General features: G+C 61.3%; 10 protein-coding genes and 1 pseudogene. All 11 read right to left on the minus strand.

Annotated features, from left to right (window positions below; genetic code table 11):
- Positions 1–3,321: 3,321 nt before the first annotated feature.
- The gene (locus MOV76_RS23930) at positions 3,322–4,233 is read right to left on the minus strand and encodes a protein-L-isoaspartate O-methyltransferase (protein WP_247265421.1); all 912 of its coding nucleotides are present in this window, start codon (positions 4,231–4,233) and stop codon (positions 3,322–3,324) included.
- Positions 4,234–4,515: 282 nt separating this feature from the next.
- Positions 4,516–5,025, minus strand: a complete 510-nt coding sequence (locus tag MOV76_RS23935; protein WP_112907766.1) for a GNAT family N-acetyltransferase — start codon at positions 5,023–5,025, stop codon at positions 4,516–4,518.
- 288 nt (positions 5,026–5,313) lie between these two features.
- Positions 5,314–5,523 (minus strand): annotated as a pseudogene (locus MOV76_RS40370) (IS5/IS1182 family transposase); the annotation flags it as partial.
- 19 nt (positions 5,524–5,542) lie between these two features.
- Positions 5,543–6,310: an SDR family NAD(P)-dependent oxidoreductase gene (locus tag MOV76_RS23945; protein WP_018245461.1), complete on the minus strand. Its 768-nt coding sequence runs from the start codon at positions 6,308–6,310 to the stop codon at positions 5,543–5,545.
- 306 nt (positions 6,311–6,616) lie between these two features.
- Positions 6,617–7,261 (minus strand): dihydroxyacetone kinase subunit DhaL, encoded by a 645-nt coding sequence (gene dhaL / locus MOV76_RS23950; protein ID WP_247265422.1) that lies wholly within the window; start codon positions 7,259–7,261, stop codon positions 6,617–6,619.
- A 3-nt stretch (positions 7,262–7,264) separates the two neighbouring features.
- Positions 7,265–8,269, minus strand: a complete 1,005-nt coding sequence (locus MOV76_RS23955) for a dihydroxyacetone kinase subunit DhaK (RefSeq protein WP_018245459.1) — start codon at positions 8,267–8,269, stop codon at positions 7,265–7,267.
- A gap of 57 nt (positions 8,270–8,326) precedes the next feature.
- A complete protein-coding gene (locus MOV76_RS23960) occupies positions 8,327–10,210 on the minus strand; it encodes a hypothetical protein (RefSeq protein WP_247265423.1) in 1,884 nt (627 codons plus the stop codon).
- Complete coding sequence (locus MOV76_RS23965) at positions 10,207–11,241, minus strand: Gfo/Idh/MocA family protein (RefSeq protein WP_247265424.1); 1,035 nt, start codon at positions 11,239–11,241, stop codon at positions 10,207–10,209. The genes MOV76_RS23960 and MOV76_RS23965 overlap by 4 nt, the downstream gene beginning before the upstream one ends.
- Position 11,242: 1 nt before the next feature.
- Positions 11,243–12,307: an ABC transporter permease gene (locus MOV76_RS23970; RefSeq protein ID WP_018245456.1), complete on the minus strand. Its 1,065-nt coding sequence runs from the start codon at positions 12,305–12,307 to the stop codon at positions 11,243–11,245.
- Positions 12,304–13,854, minus strand: a complete 1,551-nt coding sequence (locus tag MOV76_RS23975; protein ID WP_247265425.1) for a sugar ABC transporter ATP-binding protein — start codon at positions 13,852–13,854, stop codon at positions 12,304–12,306. The genes MOV76_RS23970 and MOV76_RS23975 overlap by 4 nt, the downstream gene beginning before the upstream one ends.
- The gene (locus tag MOV76_RS23980) at positions 13,851–14,495 is read right to left on the minus strand and encodes a DUF2291 family protein (RefSeq protein ID WP_247265426.1); all 645 of its coding nucleotides are present in this window, start codon (positions 14,493–14,495) and stop codon (positions 13,851–13,853) included. The genes MOV76_RS23975 and MOV76_RS23980 overlap by 4 nt, the downstream gene beginning before the upstream one ends.
- Between the last annotated feature and the right edge of the window lie 50 nt (positions 14,496–14,545).

The raw sequence follows: 14,545 nt of genomic DNA on the forward strand, positions 1-14,545 counted from the left end.
GCCTCCCTGGTTGCAGCTCGCGCCTGAACGCTCTCGGCCCTTCGAGCACCCTGCTCGGCGTCAGACATGCTGAGTGTGTCGGCACGGCCACCAAATCAGCCCCGCTTACCCGCCTAAGCAACGGATCTTAAGTCGTTTTAGAAATTATAACGCATTGATATTACTGCAATCACCTCCGGCTGCGGAAGTGAAATCGGCCTTTAGTTCCTTTGCTGCGTTGTGCTGATTCTTTTCGCAAGTCTACCGATGGGGCGGCTTGAGGGCCACGAGACCGGTAGATCGGGGCGCAGCTCCGATCGAGAGCGCGACTTGGACTGAATCCCACTGCCGTCCGATGCCGGCGACCGCGACGCGCTGTGCAGCAAGCCCGACAAAACAATAGCGCCGGTGACAATGGCCTGCAATAGCCGTCTGCGTTATCAACGGCCAAATGCAAGACGGACCCCTGCGAGCTGATTGCTTTCGCTCGGCGCGCCGCATGGCAAAGCGTCGTCGCGACCTAGATGGTGACCTGCCCGCGGACGCGATCTCGATGGCGACGGCGGTTGCTTGATAGCGTGTCGGCAATCGGCAGAACGCGCATCGACCAAGTCGCCACGCGAAAGGAACTGCGTGGCAATGTGGCGGGGACTTAATGCGCGCGTTGCTCGCGACGTCGGCCAGCTCGCAGCCTGGCGCTATGTGCCATCGGCGGCCCCTCCCCGACCGTCACTGGAGGCGCTGCTCGGGCAGTACATTGCTGGCCATCTCGCGCATCGCTTTTGGAGGCAGGGGATCATCTGCCGGCATATCGGCCGGGATTAACGCAGGTCTTCCATATTGCCAGAGAGCGAGGATCCACACGTCATCAAATGGCGTGCATCGAAGGTGGGCGCCGCCCTATCTGTGGCGGCGCGCCATGGCGTCACGGCCGGCTATCCCAGGCATGGCGAACTCGATGCTGCCTGCCCCCACATGCGCTCGGCTCGCCACCGCAAGCAATTGGCGATCGTTGTCGCTGGGGCATGTGCGCTGACGGACGGTCGGCCGATATCAGCGATCGCCCGTTTGGACAACGAGTTGATACGTCGGAAAGCCTTGGCATTGAGCTCCCGATCCCGTCGGCAGCCCCTCCCCTGTCGCGTGAACTTTCCGCTCGATCACGTGGAAAGTCGGATGCGACGACGTTCCGTCGGTCGGCCATCGCATGGAAGGTGCAGCTTCAATGACGGCAGGACAGTCGATCCTCCAGTCTTCCCTCAGGGGAATCCAGGAACCCCCGTAGGCCAGTTATCGCCCGATCATGCCGTTGTCCGCGGACAACCGGTTGATCAGCCCGGCAGCTGTCAGGTCGTTTGCACATGAGTTGGTACCCGCGGCAATTGGTTTGCGCAGTCGGGAAAATATGCCCGATATCGCGCTACTGATGGACGCTGTGACCTTGCGGCACTGTGGCCGCCTCGGTGGCTCTGCCTGGTGTCGTAGAGCAGCCGTTTCCTGCGCCTCGCCGAGCAGGCGTGGAGGTATTCGGCCCCAGTGCTTCCGAAGAGCCCTGTCGCGTCTGCCGACAGGATCTCGATCCCGGAAGCTGCTGCCGGTTTGATGAAGTGCAGAATGCCACCCATTCGAGAGCCTGCGGCGCTGCGGCTTCACTCTCCGAATGGGATCCGCGACCGGGATGGCAGGGCGCCGCCGCGGCGTCATTGTCGCCGCTTTTTACGTCTAGTCGAAGAGGCGGCAATCGAGGTCGCCCGTCGCGCGGCGTTAGGCTGTTTGGCTCATGGCGATGCTTCGGTCCGAGCAGATCGGTGGGCGGCGGCTCCGTCATTCGGACCCCTGCGGCGCGTCTTGGGAGAAGCTGGAGATGGGCAGCACGTGAGGGCTGCCAATCTGGCGTCCTATGAGCCCGAGCTGCATCCAAGGCTCGTCCGTCCAAGCTATATCGATTTGTCCTCTTTCCTGGGGCTTTTGTGGCCGGGGGCCGAAGCTTCGAATGATGCAGCGGATGACTGAGAGCGAACGTCGGGATCCGCATGTGCCAGGGCGGATAGTTGGAAGTCGAGCTTGGCGATCGCCATGTTCGATATCTCGGCCAATTCGGCGGTCGGTCAGGTGGAGACAAGCGAGGCTACGCCCTTGAGCGGACGAAGGGCTAGGCGAGGCAACTCCAGTGCGCATCGTCGCCGATCATTGCGAACCTCTGGCCTCACGTTTGGCTGCTGGCCCACCAGCAGTGCGATGCCCGATTCTTTCATCGAGCAATTCGGGGCGGGGCAGGTCAGCCGGCTGAAGGCCGGAGAACCGCGTCCGCCAAGGTCGCTGCTCGGCAAGTTGTCCGCGGACAACACCACTCCCAGCGCTGATCGCGTGAGAGAAGGCCGTACCCGCCTGGCGCCTCCTCTGCGAAATCAGCGCAATCGTCAGGCTTGAATTTGCCGCATTGCGACATTACCTCGTGACGGACCGAAGCGCTTTCCCCTCCTAGCCGCTTCGGTCCGACGGACAGCACTTCTCCTCCCAGGCTGTCGGTCACTATCGAAGCCCGGCGCATCTCTCCCGCGCCGGGCTTTTGCCATTCTGGCAACCTGCCGTCGGACAGGCAGCGCATCCCCGCCTTCCATTCGTGTCGATCCGACCTCGCGAGATTTGTCGAGGTCGAGGAGGCTTGAGCCGGCGATGGGATGTCTGCGTCGCCGGTTTATGCCGCGACCGCCGCAAAGACTCCAGCAGAAGAGCCGCGCGTGGTTGCCTCGCGAGACCGCTTGTGAACAAGCCGCGCGCCAAGAGCGCCACCGACCGACAATGGCGCGGTCGCCACCGCTTGCTGGCATCTGCTTCCGGTCTGCGCGGCGCCTTCTAGGAGGAGACCCCGAATGGTCATGGTCGCGGGCCGCCTATTAGAACCATCAAGTCAGCTGTCGGTGCGCCACATCTGACGCACGCCGGCCGCAGCCTTTCATCACGCCGTCGGCACCCAATCCGATCTCGGGTATGCGGTGGCTCGGATCCATGTCGCGCGCTTGCTGAATTCGAGAGGGGATGGATGGTGATTTCCACAGCGGGCCCGCCAGCATCGGGCAGGGAAGGGTGCCGGCGGTGGGTCTGGACTAAGCCTCGAGATCGCGAGATCCGAAGTCGGCGCTCCGAGCGTGTTGTCGCCGGTGCCTCACGCCGGATGCTCGAGAGTTGCTCCGTCGTCGTCGGTCAGGGGGTTGGCTGATCGCGCCGGCCGAAGGAAGGATGTGTCGAGGACGTCAAGCTCTTCGATGCCGCCGCGCGCCGCATTGCTCTCGTTCCCCATAGAGATGGCCCTGTTGGTTTTGCGGAACCGGCGCGGATCCCTCAGACGTCGTCATAGCAGAGCGCCCATTGGTCGCCGATATGCCAGCAGCGCCCTATCCGCGGGTCCGTCTTCCAGAGCAGGCTCTTGACGAACTCGATGCCGCCGCGTCTGAAGGCGGCGGTCAGCGCCTCGATCTCGTTATCGTCGATTGACAATCCACCGTTGGCGCAGACGAAATAGGCTGCGCCGATCCAACGCGCCGCAAATCCGCCCTCGCCGCGCACAATACGAAGTGCGGCGCCATGGGACGCATGACGGCCGCCTTTCGACGGTCGGTCCTGGCGCGGCACGCCGAGCGGCAGCACCAGACGCCCTCCAGGCCGCAGTCTTTCGATCCAGGGTTCAGCAGGCCGCGCGACGGCGAAATTCACATAGATCGCATCCACTTCTTGCTGCGGCCATTGACTGCCGTCGGCGTTGATGACGCTGACATTGGCTCGATCTGCAAGCGCTGCTTGAGCGTGGGCGGCCAGATCCGGATCCATCTCGACGGCATAGACATGACCAGAAGCGCCGACCAACTCTGCGAGAATGGCGCTATAGTAGCCGGTGCCGGCACCGATATGGGCGATACGGTCGCCGATTTGTACGTCCAGCTCTGCGAGGAGTCGGGCATGCAGTGAGGGGCTACCATTGTTGATGCCCTTGTCGGACTGCAGGGCGAAGAGCACGTCCTGATAGGCCAGAACCACGTCGGAGGAGGGGAGGGGGCGATATCCGCCGCCTAGATTGGCGATCTGCCATGGCGGCGGACCGAGAAATTTTTCGCGCGGGACGGTGGCAAAGGCAGCTTCAATTCGCGGGTTCGTCGTGGCGGCGGTTGCCACCACCTGATGGGCGTAAGCGCGGCGGACGACCGCCAATTCGTCGGCCGTGAACATCGCAGTCGGCATGGGAAAATCTCCGGGCATGGCTTTGACCTGTTCCCTTTTTACGTCTTTGCGGCTCCAAATCCACTTCTATCCCGATGCCTGATCCCTATGGATGGTGGATAGTCTTACTTGACAAGGAAGCCTATGACGGAAGGTAAGTGTTGTTTAGCTTCCATGTAGGAAAAGTATGGTGTCACTTCATGGGGTTAATGTTCCGCAGGCTGCAGAATTTAGCTTCTTCGCCGCACATCAAAGTGTGGCCTGCAAAGAGGCGGCATCGGCCCTTGGATGCCAAGCACTCCCCAGCGCCATCGACACGTTTCAGGCGTCGGGTATCCTGTGGCGCCCGGTGTCTACTCTAAAACGCTTCTTGATCCTGTCGACGGGTGCTCCGTCCTGAAGCGGAACCTGGACCAGTCGATCATAGGTCTCGAAGCCCATCTTTGCGTAATAGCCAAGGCCGCTGACGTTGTCGGCGCGAATGGTGGCATTAATGAATTCGAGCCCGAGCTCTTCCGCTGCCGCTCGGGTTGCGGGAAAAAGTGCGCTGCCGACGCCTGCGGTCCGTGGGTTCATGCGGGCAAAGGTCGCAATGTCGGCGAAGCCTTTTGGCGGATCGCCGTATAAGCTCAGCGACTGAAAACCGACGAGTGACTGATCGTGCTCTGCAACATGGCAGGTAAGAGGAAACTCGCCATCGATGAACCAGTCCGAGAACTCGGCAGCCGAAAGCGGTGTCTCGAGTGCGGTTGTTCCGCCGGCCCGGATGATCTCGTTCAGGAGACTGCTCAGCTCCTCCGCGTCAGCAGAAACGGCCCTTCGAATGTGCATGTCCTGGCTACCTCGTCTCCGACCAACAGCCTATTGGCAAGAGTAGAGAGTACAAGTCACCATGTCGTCTGCAAGGGCAAATTCCGTTCCGCGTTCAACGAACCTGCTTTACGCGCGTGGTGTTCAGGCACTCAAAAGCTTTTGCGTCTTTCGGTCGAAGAAATGAACCTTGGCGGTTTCGAAAGAAGACTTCGCCCGTTGTTCTGGTGCCGAGCGAGGCCCATTGCAGATAGGAACTGGCGCGATGAGCCACGGCGTGGACTCATTACCGCGTAGCCAAATTCGGATTCATGGGAGTTTGACGAACGCCAGATAGTTGGCCGCGAGTTTGGCGTATCTGGTCGCGACACGCCTACATTGCTTAATTTTGTTGAAGAACCGTTCGATCCGTTGCGTGCGCGATAGAGATAGGGGGCTGAAGCAGATCGGGTCTTTGCGATTTCGTTTCGGCGGAATGTTCGCCCATGCTCCTTGCTGGCGAGCCAGCTCTCTAATCCAAACGGTGTGACACGTTAGCTTAGATGCGTCGCGTGAAGGCGCCGTCAACCACCAGATTGGCGCCGGTGACGTAGCTCGCCGCTGGGCTCGCCGTGAATGCGACGACGTTGGCGATCTCCTCGGGCCTCGCCATGCGGCCCATCGGGATCATGGCAACCGCATTACGAAAATCTTCGGGTTGCTCGCTCTTGATCCGATCCCAGGCACCACCGTCAAAGAACGTCGAACCGGGGCTGACGACATTGGCTCGGATACCCTTGGGTGCGACGGTCCGGGCGAGCGACTTGATGTAAAAGTGCAGCGCAGCCTTTATGGCGCCATAGGACACCTCTGTGTAAGCATTGAGTTCTGAATCCTCGACTCCCCCAATCGAGCCAATGGCGACGATGCTCCCCGCTCGGGATCGCTCAAGGTGCGGCATAACCGCCTCAACTGCCGTCACAGTGTGGATCAGATCGACGTCGAAGGCTGACTGGAACGCCTCGATACTCAGGCCGAAAGATAGGGCGCTGGCATTTGCCACCAAAATGTCGACACCGCCAAGCGCCGCTGCAGCGCTTTCAACCCAGCTCCGAAGTGCCGCTGGGTCTTTGACGTCCACCGACCGGCCCCAGGCCTTGCCTCCCTTGGATTCTAGGGCCTTGACCGCGTCCTCAACGGCGTCGCCGCTGCGGGCACAAATCGCGACGTCGGCTCCCTCCAACGCAAGACGCTCAGCGATGGCAAGCCCAATCCCCCGAGTCGAGCCGGTTACCAGTGCCTTTTTGCCAGTGAGCTGCAGATCCATTTCATGGGCTCCTCTAGTCCGACATCCGTTGGAAATACCGCTTTGTGAGGTTAGGTATGTTCCCTGCAGGCAAACGCGGCAAGACCGGATCGGCATAATGGTCATATCAACGTCAGGATGCCATGATCGGTGATGCCTTCAGTTTTGGTGATCTCGGCTGGTAAGCCGGCAGCCGCAAGCCTGCTTGATCGGCAATTCCGCTTTTGGCACATAGCATCGTCTCGCTGCTGCGCAGCAACGCGTCGGCCATTGGGGCATAGCGGACTCTGTCAGGCTATCAGTCCAGCAGATTTATGAGTTCACGGCCTAACCTTCGTGATGCTGAGCAAATTTGGCCATGGCGGAGATGATGATGACGGCGGACGCGGCGCCAGGATCGATGTGCCCGATCACACGATCCCCCAATCGCGAAGCCCGTCCCTTGGTCGCCGTCATGTTGCTGGTCGCTTCGCAGCCTGTCCGCGCTGCCCGCTCCGCTGCCTCGAAGCATTGGGGGAGGGGCTTTCCCGACCGCCGGGCATCGAGTGCCGCGTCAGCCGCGGGCTTCCAGGCGTCAACCATCGTCTTTTCTCCGGGTTCGGCCTTTCCGCGTTCCTGGATTCCTTGCGCCATTGCCGCAAAGACGCTGAGGAAGTCATCATCGCTCAATGTCTGCTTGCCTTTGGCGGCTGCTCCGGCGCGCATGAAGGCCGTGGCATATAGCGGCCCGGACGAAGCGCCGACCGCATTCAGGAATGCCTTTGCCGCGACGTTGAATGCGGTTGTCGGGGCAATCCCGGCGTCAAGTTCGCCGACCGCTTTCGCCGCGGCCTGGCAGCCCGCATCCATGGCAAGGCCGTGATCCCCATCGCCGATGGCGCCGTCCAGTTCGCAAAGATGATCCCGTTCCGCCGCGATATCCTCGGCAATCCCGGCAAACAAGCGCTGCAGGTCTTCGGTCGTAAACGTCATTGATCACCTCGCAAACATCGCGCAATCACAGGGGTGGTCGATCAATCGCTGAAGCTCGTCGTCAAGATGCATGACCGTGATCGACGCGCCGGCCATTTCGAGCGAGGTGCAGTAATTCCCGACGAGCGACGTATGGAGGATGAGCCCGGCATCGTCGAGCCGGGACTTCACGCGCCGCATCATGATGTAGAGTTCCATCATCGGGGTCGAACCCAGCGAGTTGACGAGCACGGCGACACGATCGCCCCGGTCTGCGTTCATTTCGCGAAGAATGCTGTCCATGAGTTCGTCCGTCACCGCGTCGGCCGGCCTCAGCGGCTCGCGCGCCACGCCAGGCTCCCCGTGGATGCCCATTCCGATCTCCATCTCCCCTTCGCCGATCAGGAAGTTCGGGCGGAGGGTCTGGGGCAGCGAACATGGGGAAAGCGCGACACCCATCGTATAGGTTCGCGCATTGGCATGGCGGGCGGCGCGCTCGACATCGTCAAACGAGTAGAGAAGATCGCAGGCGGCGCCGGCGGCCTTGAAGATGAAGACGTTGCCCGCCACGCCCCGTCGTCTGTCCCTTTGATCGGGAGGAGCAGACGCCACGTCATCCGTGGTCAGGACGGTGCGTACCTCGATCTCGTCAAGTGCCAGCATCTCGGCTGCCATGTCGAAGTTCATCACGTCGCCGGCATAATTGCCATACATGAACAGCACACCGGCGCCGCCGTCGACCGCCATGGCGCAGGCGATAATCGGATCGGGCGGCGGCGACGCGAAGACGTTGCCGATTGCGGCCGCGTCTGCAAGCCCCTTGCCGACGAACCCCAGAAATGTCGGTTCGTGCCCGGAGCCACCACCGATGACCAATCCGACCTTGCCCTTGCGCGGCCCGTTTCTGGCGACGATCGCGCGGGGCATGTCCTCTACCGCGTAGAGATGGCGCGGATGGGCCGCCAGGACCCCCTGCAGCATCTCATCGACGGCATCGGCGCCGGAATTGATAAGCTTCTTCGTCTTCACATCGATCCTCCCGAGAGCGAGTTCCCGATCGCATAGATGCAGCAGCACCGCTGGAGGTCAATCCGCCAGCACGTCGCGCTGCAGCGGCAAGACGGCGACAGCCAATGGGGCAAGTAGCAGATCCCCGCTTGAACCCTTGCCGGTCGGCCCGCATGCGCTGCAATCGACCTTTCTCTCTTTGCTCGTCAGATTGACGACGTACAGCCTGGCGCCTGTAGTATCCCTTGCAACGAAAGACAGGACCTCAGAGGGTGAGGAGGAGACGCATTCCTGCCAGGATGCACCAGTCAAAGCGGAGAGTGTCCGTATGGTGTTGAACAGCGAGCGCCGGCCGCCTTGTTCGGTCGGTTCCGCCGGACCGGCGATCAAACCGAACGGACCGGTCAGGGCCGATAGCGTCAGGCATTCCAGATCGGCATCCAGCACCCGTATCGCGTAACCGAATGCAAAAGCCTCCGCGAAGCGTCCATTGTGGCGTGGGTCGCGGTTGGCCATGGGTATGCGAGAGCCGGACGGATTGTCCATCGTGCGGCTGCCATAGGGGTTTTGCCGCATCGGGATCGTCGACGGGCCGATGCGGTAGGGCTTGTCGCCGTAGATCGCACGCACAGACCGGGTGATGAAGGGCAGGGCTTCCAATGTCTGCATGACGCTGAGATCGTCGGCCGCATGCACGATCGGGTTGGTGCAGTGGCTGACGAAGTCGAGCTGTCCATCCGGGACGCGCTTCCGGTTGAGCTCGGTGAAATAGCTCAGCATGCCGCCGCCAATGCGAATGCCGGGAAAGACAGCGCGAGCGGCGGTATAGACTTCATCCAAAGGCGGGCAATCCGGCCAGGCGCTGCCGGGCGGCGTCGACTGCCGGTCGACCGAAGGTGAGATCATGATTGCATCGGGCTTGAATTCCGCCAGCTCCAACTGGCGGGCAATCTCGGCGGTCTCGCTTGACGGCGACGATTGGCAGGGAAGGGCAATCTCCAACGTGGAGCGGCCGCGATGGGCCGTCGCGATTGCTGCGAACCGCCTGAGCGCGTCGACGCCGTGCCGGGCACTCGGGTCGAAATGGAAGAGGAGTTCCTGAGGAGCGATCTCCGTCAGGACGGACTTTGCCGATAGGGTCGCATCGGCCTCTTCGGGTGTAATGATCACGCCGATATCCGGCATGGTGCCGGTGCGCGCACCGAGCTCGAGTTTTATGGCGCTGACTGACACCCCAGCCGAAGGGTCCCGTGTGGCACCGTTGATATCCCTGATAACAAGCGACGTCTTTTGCCGGACAGGTTGATTGGCGGCAATCTGGTAGGGCCAGGGCAGGGCGAGCGGCCTGACATATGTCTTATAGGATGCGTCCGACCAGTTCCTTTGATCTTCCATTTCAAAGGTGTCGCCCTCCATCCGGCATTCCGCCTGAACGTCAGGCATGACCACGTGGGTGATGGCGCGCATGTCCTTGAACGGCTGCCAGGGCTCGATGAGATCGGGAAACCGTATTGCCACAACCTCCCCGTCGACATGCTCGACCGTCGCCGGTGAACCTGCCAAACCGACGATCGGGTGCAGAATGCAGAAGCCGCAGCGGTTGGTCTCGAAGCCGGTCGAGGCGATGGCCTCAGCCTCGAAGTCGAGCCGGTCCGCACTTGCGGTGATGCGAACGTCAATGACAAGCCTCGTATCGCCGGGTCCCTCGCAGCGGGCGAGATAGGCGACCTCGAAGCGATCGTCACTCTGCTCGATCCGGAGATCGGTGATTTCAGGGCTGTAGGTGCCCCAGTCCCGGTCGCGAACGAGATAGGAAATCGCTCGCAGCACCTCGGTCCCGTCGTACCGGATGGTGCGGAGGTTGCCGTTGGCGAGATCGGCTTCCAGTTTTCCCGCTCTCAGCCGAACCGGCGGCGGATCGACGAGGCGAGTGCCGTAGAGCTGGAACGCATCGACCGTCATCGCAGCATCGCTCCGACATCGATCGTCTGTCCCCTGGCCGCACTGTCATAGGCGGCCTCGACGAGCGCGAAAGTTTTCAGATTGTCAGCCCCTGACGTCGAGTGTTCCGCGCCGCGTTCCAACTGATCGACCCAATGCTGCTGGATCGCATAGACGCTCTCCTGGATGTTGTGCCAGGGCCGCGAGGCCCATGAAAGCAACTTCGGAGACACGTCCGTGGTCGTGGTGCCCTTGGCGTTGGTGACTTCAAGGCCGTAACCCTGGGTCAGGCGGATCGTGCCTTCCGAACCGTCGAGCTCGATCAACGTCTCGGGGAACGGCTCCGTGGAAAGCTTGGTGGCGTAGCTGACGTCGACCACCGACGTGGCGCCGTTTTCGTGATCGAGCAGAATGGTCGCGACATCCTCACCCTTGATGATGGGATTGACCCGCTTGGCGCGGGCCGTGAGCGATCGAACGTCGCCAAGGATATAGCGGGCGATATCGAGCGTATGGATGCCAAGGTCTTCAATGATGAACCGTTCGCCCTCGGCGAGATAGGGCTGACCGGAAAAGACGTCGTAGGCCGAACGGAAGGAGAAACGGCCCCAGAAGGGCGTGCCGATGGCATCGGCCTCCAGCGTCTTCCGCACCGCCTGGATCGGCGTCTGCCAGCGAAAGTTCTCGTGCACCATTAGCGGTATGCCGGCGTTGCGGCACGCCTCGACCATCGCCTTCGCATCCGACAAGGTCTTGGCGAACGGCTTCTGGCAGATGGCCGGCACCTTGTTCCGAGCCGCCATTTCGACGAGAAAGCGGTGACTTTGGACGGTGGTGGCAATGTCGACGAAATCAAAACCGCCATCGGCGAACAAGGCCTCGGCATCGCCATAGCGGCGATTGATGCCGAACTGATCGCCGACGAGCTTCAGCCGCTCTGGGTCGCGATCGCAGATCGCGACAATGCCGGCACCTCGAACGTCATTCCAGGCATGCATCTGGTTTATCGCAAAGAAGCCGCAACCGATCAAAGCTCCTTTTAATTCCGTCATCTCAACCTGCCTTTGCCATCTGCATGAGGGTAACGCGCTGCTGCAGGCGGCGTTGCGCCTGGTCGACGACGACGGCAATGATGATGACGAGGCCCTTGATGACCATCTGCCAGAAGGAGGAAACGCCCATCATCACCAATCCGTCGGAGAGGATGCCGATGACGAAGGCGCCAATGATCGTGCCGCCGATCGTGCCGCGGCCGCCCGACATCGAGGTGCCGCCGAGCACGGCTGCGGCGATCGCATTGAGTTCGAAGCTTTCGCCGGTTGCCGGATGGGCTGCCATCAGTTCGGAGGAGATGACGACGCCGACGATGGCCGCGCAAAGTCCGGAGAACATGTAGACGAAGATCTTGACGACATCGACCCGGATACCCGACATGCGCGCAGCCCGCTCATTGCCGCCGACGGCGAAGATATGACGGCCGATCGGTGTCGAGCGGGCGACATAGGCGGCCAGCAGCGCAAGCACGATCAGAATCCAGATCGACACCGGCAGGCCGAGAATGCGCCCCGCGCCGAAGAAATCAAAGCCGGTCGTTGCATATTCAGGCCGGCCGACAAGGTTGGGAAAGGTCTGGCCGTCCGACGACAGCAGGGCGAGACCGCGGGCGATATAGAGCGTACCAAGCGTGGCGATGAAGGGCGCGACGTTGAGCTTGGTGATCAGCAGACCGTTGATCAGACCGATGAGCAGGCCGATCGACAGGGTGATCAGCACGATCTCGAAAAGGTTGAAAAAGATGGTGTAGCCAATCGGCAATTCGATGCCGTAAAGGATCAGACCGCCCGCGACCATGCCGCAAAGACCGACGATCGATCCGACTGAGAGATCGATGCCGCCGGTGATGATGACGAAGGTCATGCCCATCGCCAGGAACGCGTTCAGCGCCACATGCTTCGACATCAGGATCATGTTCGCCGTCGAGGTGAAGTTCGGTGCGAAGATCGCAAAGAAGATGATGACGGCAAATAGCGCGATGAAGGTCCTGAGCTTCATCAGCGTCAGAAGCATGGAGCCGTTGGCGCCCTTCGGCGCGAGAATAGTTGATGTAGCCGCCATCATGACGCGAGTTTCCCTTGATGTCCGTGTCCCTTGGCAGAAGCCGCAATGATGGCTTCTTCGGTGGCCTCGTTCCGGTCGAAGACGGCGACCAGCTGGCCGTTGCTCAAAACCGCGATGCGATCGGAAAGCGCCATGACCTCTTCGAGGTCGGAAGTCGAAAACAGAATGGCAAGCCCGTTTGCCGCCAGCCGCCGCATGGTACGGAAGACATCGGCCTTGGCGCCGACATCGATGCCGCGGCTCGGTTCATCCATCAGAAGCACCTTCGGATTGGTCATCAACGCCTTACCGATGACGACCTTCTGCTGATTACCCCCTGACATCGAGGTCACCTCGAAATCCGGGTTCGGTGCCTTGATCGAGAGATCGCGGATCGTATCGCGAATGGCATTCTTCTCCGCACGCCTGTCGATATGGAAGAGCCGGGTGAAGCGGCCAAGGCTCGCCAGCGTCAGGTTGGAGGCAATCGAGAGCACCTGGACCAGACCTTCCCGCTGCCGGTCTTCCGGAATGAGCGCAAGGCCGCGGCGGATACGTCGCGTGGTGTCGCGGGCGCGAACCTGCTTGCCGTCGATGAAGATCTTGCCGGTCGAGTGTGTGTGACGGCCGATCACGCATTCGAAGAATTCGCTGCGCCCGGCACCCATCAGGCCATAGATGCCGAGGATTTCGCCTGCCCTGACCGACAGGGAGACATCGTTGACCGAGAGCCCGCCCGTCGGCCGCGGCAGGCTGATGTTTTCGGCGCGAAAGACCTCAGCTCCGATGGCGTGGTTCACGGATTTTGCAAAATCCTTGGCATCCGAGCCGATCATCGAACGCACGATCCAGCGTGTGTCGATGTCGCGGACCATCGCCTCACCGGTGATATGGCCGTCACGCAGCACCGTGATGTAGTCGCCGATCCGCATCAGCTCTTCGAGCCGGTGCGAGATATAGACGATCGCCACGCCCTGGGCCTTCAGTTCCGCGATCACCTTGAACAGGATCTCAACCTCGGCCGCCGAAAGAGCCGAGGTCGGCTCGTCCATGATCAGGATTCGGGCATTCAACGACATCGCCTTGGCGATCTCGACGAGCTGCTGCTGGCCGATCGGCAAATCCTCGACCATCGTATCGGCCTCTATCCCGGCATCCAGACGCTTCAAAAACGCATTGGCCTTTTGCACCTGCGCCTTGTGATCGATGCCAAGAATGCCGCGGGTGATTTCGCGCCTGGCGAAGATGTTCTCGGCAACCGACATGTTTGCGAAGAGATTGAGCTCCTGAAAGATCATCCCGATGCCGTGCGCTTGCGCATCGGCAGGGCTATCGAAGGATACGGGCACGCCATCCAAGATGATGCGGCCGAGCGTCGGACGCTCGACACCGGCGATGATCTTCATCAGCGTCGATTTGCCTGCGCCGTTTTCGCCGACAAGCACGTTCACTGCGCCGCGACGCAGCTCAAGATTGGCGCGCTTGACGGCGACGATACCCGAATAGACCTTCGACACGTCGTCGAGGCGCAGGATGACATCGTCCTTTTGTGTCTCTCCTGTGGTCATGAGCCCACCTTCAGTTCCGAAGGTGTGACGAGCGGAAGCTCGCCGCTTTTCGGCAGCGGAAAGGCGCCGATCGCGGTCACCGTCTTGCCGACCAGGCCATCGCGCGGGACGGCAGACAGAAAGGCCGCATTGGCCTTTTCGTTGAAGGCCTTTCCGAACTGCGCCCACTCGATCTGGTTCTTGAATTCGTTGAAATTGACGAAGTCCAGCGTATCGCGCAGCGCCGTGCCGCGGAGCGCCGGCCCGATCTGGATCTTGGCATCGGCCTTGCCGTCGCCATCGGCGTCGACATCGAGCGTTGCCGCGCGGGAAGCCGTATCGGCTGCAATCACCTTGCCGGTGATCTTCACCGCATAGGTCCATGGCGAGCTGCTCTGCTTGCGGGGATTGCCGTATTTCTCGCCCGCGGCATCGGGGCTGGAGGCGGAAAGCTGCATGACGTCTTTCAGGTCGCCGGCGCGCTTTTCGAAATAGGGGACTGCCTCGGACTGCCAGATCGCCTCGACCTTTGCATTCGGGTCGAAGGCGGTCTTGGCCGCTGCGGCCGCCTTTTCCTCCGCGGTCGGGGTCTTGATGATCTTGCAACCGGGCAAGGCTGCCGCCACGACGGCAGCGAGCAGGGCGCCCTTCATTCTCAACATGCTATGAACCTCGACGTCTTGCGAAAAGCATTGCAGAGGGCGCAGCGCTG

The organism is Rhizobium sp. PRIMUS64 (assembly GCF_023006465.1).
Lineage (GTDB): Bacteria > Pseudomonadota > Alphaproteobacteria > Rhizobiales > Rhizobiaceae > Rhizobium > Rhizobium leguminosarum.

Coding starts and splice junctions, on each gene's coding strand:
- MOV76_RS23930 (WP_247265421.1), bottom strand. CDS start 4,233: ATGCCCGGAGATTTTCCCATGCCGACTGCGATGTTCACGGCCGACGAA.
- MOV76_RS23935 (WP_112907766.1), bottom strand. CDS start 5,025: ATGCACATTCGAAGGGCCGTTTCTGCTGACGCGGAGGAGCTGAGCAGT.
- MOV76_RS23945 (WP_018245461.1), bottom strand. CDS start 6,310: ATGGATCTGCAGCTCACTGGCAAAAAGGCACTGGTAACCGGCTCGACT.
- dhaL (WP_247265422.1), bottom strand. CDS start 7,261: ATGACGTTTACGACCGAAGACCTGCAGCGCTTGTTTGCCGGGATTGCC.
- MOV76_RS23960 (WP_247265423.1), bottom strand. CDS start 10,210: ATGACGGTCGATGCGTTCCAGCTCTACGGCACTCGCCTCGTCGATCCG.
- MOV76_RS23965 (WP_247265424.1), bottom strand. CDS start 11,241: ATGACGGAATTAAAAGGAGCTTTGATCGGTTGCGGCTTCTTTGCGATA.
- MOV76_RS23970 (WP_018245456.1), bottom strand. CDS start 12,307: ATGATGGCGGCTACATCAACTATTCTCGCGCCGAAGGGCGCCAACGGC.
- MOV76_RS23975 (WP_247265425.1), bottom strand. CDS start 13,854: ATGACCACAGGAGAGACACAAAAGGACGATGTCATCCTGCGCCTCGAC.
- MOV76_RS23980 (WP_247265426.1), bottom strand. CDS start 14,495: ATGTTGAGAATGAAGGGCGCCCTGCTCGCTGCCGTCGTGGCGGCAGCC.